Annotated in this window: 3 protein-coding genes; all 3 read left to right on the top strand. The window is 63.0% G+C overall.

From position 1 onward, the window contains the following. Positions 1 to 413 precede the first annotated feature (413 nt). Positions 414 to 1,304 carry a hypothetical protein gene (locus VIM98_RS06640; protein WP_331992315.1) on the top strand — a complete coding sequence of 297 codons (891 nt, stop codon included), beginning with the start codon at positions 414 to 416 and terminating at the stop codon, positions 1,302 to 1,304. Positions 1,305 to 1,643: 339 nt separating this feature from the next. Continuing rightward, the gene (locus VIM98_RS06635; protein ID WP_331992314.1) at positions 1,644 to 3,179 is read left to right on the top strand and encodes a hypothetical protein; all 1,536 of its coding nucleotides are present in this window, start codon (positions 1,644 to 1,646) and stop codon (positions 3,177 to 3,179) included. A 226-nt stretch (positions 3,180 to 3,405) separates the two neighbouring features. Beyond that, positions 3,406 to 4,005, top strand: coding sequence for a hypothetical protein (locus VIM98_RS06630; RefSeq protein ID WP_331992313.1), 600 nt, complete (start codon positions 3,406 to 3,408; stop codon positions 4,003 to 4,005). Positions 4,006 to 4,084 lie beyond the last annotated feature (79 nt).

The raw sequence follows: 4,084 nt of genomic DNA, 5'->3' as shown, positions 1-4,084 counted from the left end.
AGAACACGGCGCACGTGATCACGCTGTTCGCGTTGTCGAACCTTTGGATGGCGCGGCGACAGTTGATGGCGATGGCCGCAGTCCGTCCGCAGTGCGCATGATGGGCAGCGAACCCCGCGAATGCGCGGGCGATCGCCAGTTGATCGACACTTCTTCTGCGCCGACGCGACTCGACATGCCGGTGGCGCGAGAAAAATGGACTTGATCAGGCCTTCCCTAGATCAAGGAGGCATCATGTCGGCTATTGGGCGACGAAATCGAGGCTCGCCACTTCCGATGCCGGCCAGAAGCAGGCGTTCGCCACCGACTGCTGCGGAGCAGTGCGGGCGCCGGCGGCGCGAGAACGTGCGCGCCGTGTCAGGCAACAGTTGCAGCTCGAGCATCTGGTTGCAACGTCACCACAATCTTTTCCGATGAAGCGATTCGCTCTGGCTGCTTTCGTTCTTGCAACGGCAGGTGTCATCCTTGTTGCGGTCATGATCGGCTTAAGTCCATCGACCTTTCTTGCGGCCTGGATCATGGGTAGCAGGCAAGTCACAACGATCAGGTACATCGAGACTCACGGTACGCGGATCGTAGCTACGGGGCCGACGAAGAATGAAGGCGGTGATGTCGTAGTACCGGTCGATGTGTTGGGAGAGGGAGACTCGCTTATCGGGAGGAAGTACCGAAAGGTCAGCGGTATGTTGCGGGTCGCCCCGACGTTTGTCTATGTGGATGCTGGTCTTGGGGTTAGCGAAAGGGGGTGGCCGACCTGGCTTCCCTGGCACTACGGTACTCGGTTAGTTCTAGTGCGCTTCACAGATGATGAAGACTTCGCATTGCAAAAGCTCTATCACATAAGGTCAGAGTCTTCGGGTACTCAAGCGTTGTCAGCCGCTCATGCTCCGCCAGCGCCACCGTCACTTGACACGGAAGCCTCATTGCGAAAGGCAGTCTTGCTAGCGAGACCAGGCGATAGCCTGCTGCAGTTTCAGTCTCAATTCAGTCCCGCCGTTGCGCCTGACCCGGCGATAAAGTATGAGCTCGGTCGAACCGAGCTTGGCGTGCGACTCTTTTTGACGTCCGAAGCCAAGGTGAAGATCGTGAGGCTTGATTGGCCGTATACAGGCACGGTTGGCGGCATCAAGATTGGCGACTCCCTTGATGAGGTCCGGCGGACATTGGGTGAGCAAGGCACGGTCCGCCGCGATGAACGCCAGGAAGTCCATCCAAACAGCGTCTACTTCGATCGGGTTGCCGGTTCTGGTGCACAAGTCGACTTGGACGACGCGCACCGAATTGTGACCATTATCTTGCGCTGACAGCCGGAGGGTCTGATGGGTCGGCAGCCTTACGGTCGGCCAGCTTACTTTCCGGCAGCCGCCGGCCAACTGCGGTCAGTTGCGAGTGGCGGCTTCGCGGCAGGCCTATAGTCATCTAAATTGGCAACGAGCGCACGTCGCGAAACGCGGCGGCCCCAATTGGCATCGATGCCCACGCTGCCGGCCATCGTGAAGCCCGAGAAGACTATCCCCATGGCTCAGAGCAAGCGATGAATGGTCGGCTGCTTCTCGCCGCCACCGCTCCGTATCTTCGTAGTTGCGCTCCACCTCATGGCAGGAATACCCTAACCTGTATCGATCCACTGCCAGGAGCCGATCATGCTTGTCCCGCCTGACGGCCCGGTCAATCCGGCTGCCAATCCCTTGTTGATCCACCTGCAGACGCTGCAGGCCGATTTCGTGAAGTTCGACACCGCTCACGAGGGCGGCGATCCGGACCACATCGTGAGCGTCGACGACCTGAAGGCCGTCGCGGCCGACACGGGCCAGCAGCGCTTCAGCAGCGCCGACGTCGAGGCGGCGCAGTTCTTCCTCGACCATCCCGAGGCGCTCGGGCGGCTCGATCTCGCCTCGGCGGCAAACACGCCCGATGCCACGTTCAGCGGCCCTGACGCGCGCATCGGTCAGCAGGACGTCAACGCAGCGCTGCGCGACGCACAACAGTTCGACGGGGCGGCCACTTTCGTGAGCCAGAACCCCTCGCTGCCCGAAAGCGGGCCGCTGTCGCCTCAGCAGCAGGCAGCGCAGGACGCGCTTTCCGGCCGCAATGCGGACAACGGCTTCGCCGGAATGGGCGCGTCTTCGGACGTCGCGGAGCAATCTTTCGTCGCGACGCTCAAGGAACACGCAGGTGATGCCAACTGGATCCAGGGATTCTTCCGCTCCCTCGGCTCGCGTGAGTCGGGCGCCCTGCTGTACGGGGCCATGGAGTCCGGCAGCGATTCGCGCGCCCAGGCGCGCGATGCGCTGCACAGCCTTCTGGGTGCGGGGATGCTTAACGGCACTGACCTCTCCGTCGCGCAGTTCAAGACCGACCCGGGCGCGAGCGCGCCGTTCCCGCTGAAGACGCTCGTTGACGCCGACCAGGTGCAAGAGCTCGTCGACGGCCGTCGCTCGCTGATCGCCGGAACCAGTGCCGTGCCAGTCGACACCGCCGAGTACAACGCCTACGACGCCTACCTGACGGTCGAAAGCCAGCGCAATTCGCAGGAGATCGATGCAATCGCGAAGCGCTACGGCATCGACCCGGTGCTGCTGAAGGGTGCGGTCGCTTCGGAGCTTGACTTCGACCACGGCGCAAAGGACGAGTTCCAGGACGGCCTTTGGCGCAACACACCGGCCGGGGGCGTGGCGACCCTGTTTAGTCCGCTGTTAAAGCCGTTGAGCTGGATAGGGCATCCCGTCGACCTCACGGCGGCCGGGGTTGCAAGCGTACGTACCGACGCGCTCGATTGGGGGATCGGGGAGCTCGCTGCCCAGCACGACCCGGCCCTCGCGGCGGCGATCAAATTCCGCTTCTCCGACATCGACCGCACGCACGGTGGCGACTTCAACAACTCGGTCGAGGCTGCCGCCATTGTGCTAGCCGCAGAGAACGATCTGCGCAAAAGCCATGGTGCTTCGATATCGACGCCGACGGACATGGCCGTCACGTGGGGAGCGTTCCGCGGGGGCATCCGCGGAATCATGCCCGGGGGCAAAGGCTACGACCTGGACGAGTTCCTGAACAACCGCCTTGACACTGCGGATGCCGGCAACGTCGTCGCGAAGACGGGCGATGACCACACGGTCATCGGCGGCAACGCGTTCCAGTCGGAGCCGTATTTCGAGATGCTGCAGCGGGCGCAGGGGTAAGAACTCGTGAAGAAATCAAAGCCCGCGGGCGCCGACGAACTGCGCGCGCGGCTGATCCAGAATTTCGACCACGCCGCGCCGCGCTGATGCGTGCGGGGGCGCGCAGATCGACGACAGTCACCGCGCGGGCGTAGCGCAGGGCGCCGCGGCGCACCGGGCCTCTGCGAGCACGATCTTCCATCCCTTTCTCGTGGCCGTGACGGATGCGGGGCCATATAGTATCGCCATGCCGTCGCTAGCCGATCTCCTGACCCCATGGGGTGAGCTTCGTCCGCAGCCTGCATTCGATTGGCAAGGTCCGGCCGGCGCGCTGCCTGTAGCAGTCGCCAAGTTCTACCGGGACGTCGGGCCGTGGGGCGCCGTCATCTACGAGAGCGTTGGGCCGGTTGGCTTGACGATCAACACGGGCGGCAATCCCGTCTGTGTGCCGCCATTGCACAAGCTCTGGGCCCAACAAGACGGCTATGCCTGGTCGCGTAACCCCGATAACCTATTGCCCGGGTGGCGCGAGAACTGGCTGGTCGTTGCCACCAAGGGAGCAGATCCGCTGTTGTTCGACCGTGACGATGGCCGGATTCTGATTGCGTCTGCTGGCGTGGGAAAGGCTGGCTGGCAGCCTCGGGCGTTCGCCGAGGACTTAGAAAGTGCATTTGGCGGGATCGCCACAGTCGCGAATGCGCTTACAGCACTGGGAGACGATGCGTTCGACGAAGATTTCAACCTCCGGCCTGAAAGCAGGGAGCGTGTCCGCACACGGCTTGCGCAGTTTCTCGGGAGCCCAGACGTGATGTCGCGGATGCTCGAGGCGTGGCGGTGGTACGAGTAGGCGATCGGCAGATGCAGGTGTCGGCCACTTCCTGGCACTGAGCCAGGTCTGCTTTGGGATACGCTACCCACTTGGGGTC

Source organism: Dyella sp. (assembly GCF_036568765.1).
In the GTDB taxonomy this organism is placed as follows: Bacteria; Pseudomonadota; Gammaproteobacteria; order Xanthomonadales; family Rhodanobacteraceae; genus GSA-30.
Note: the sequence above shows the minus strand (reverse complement) of the source record. Positions and strands in the feature narration are given on the sequence as shown.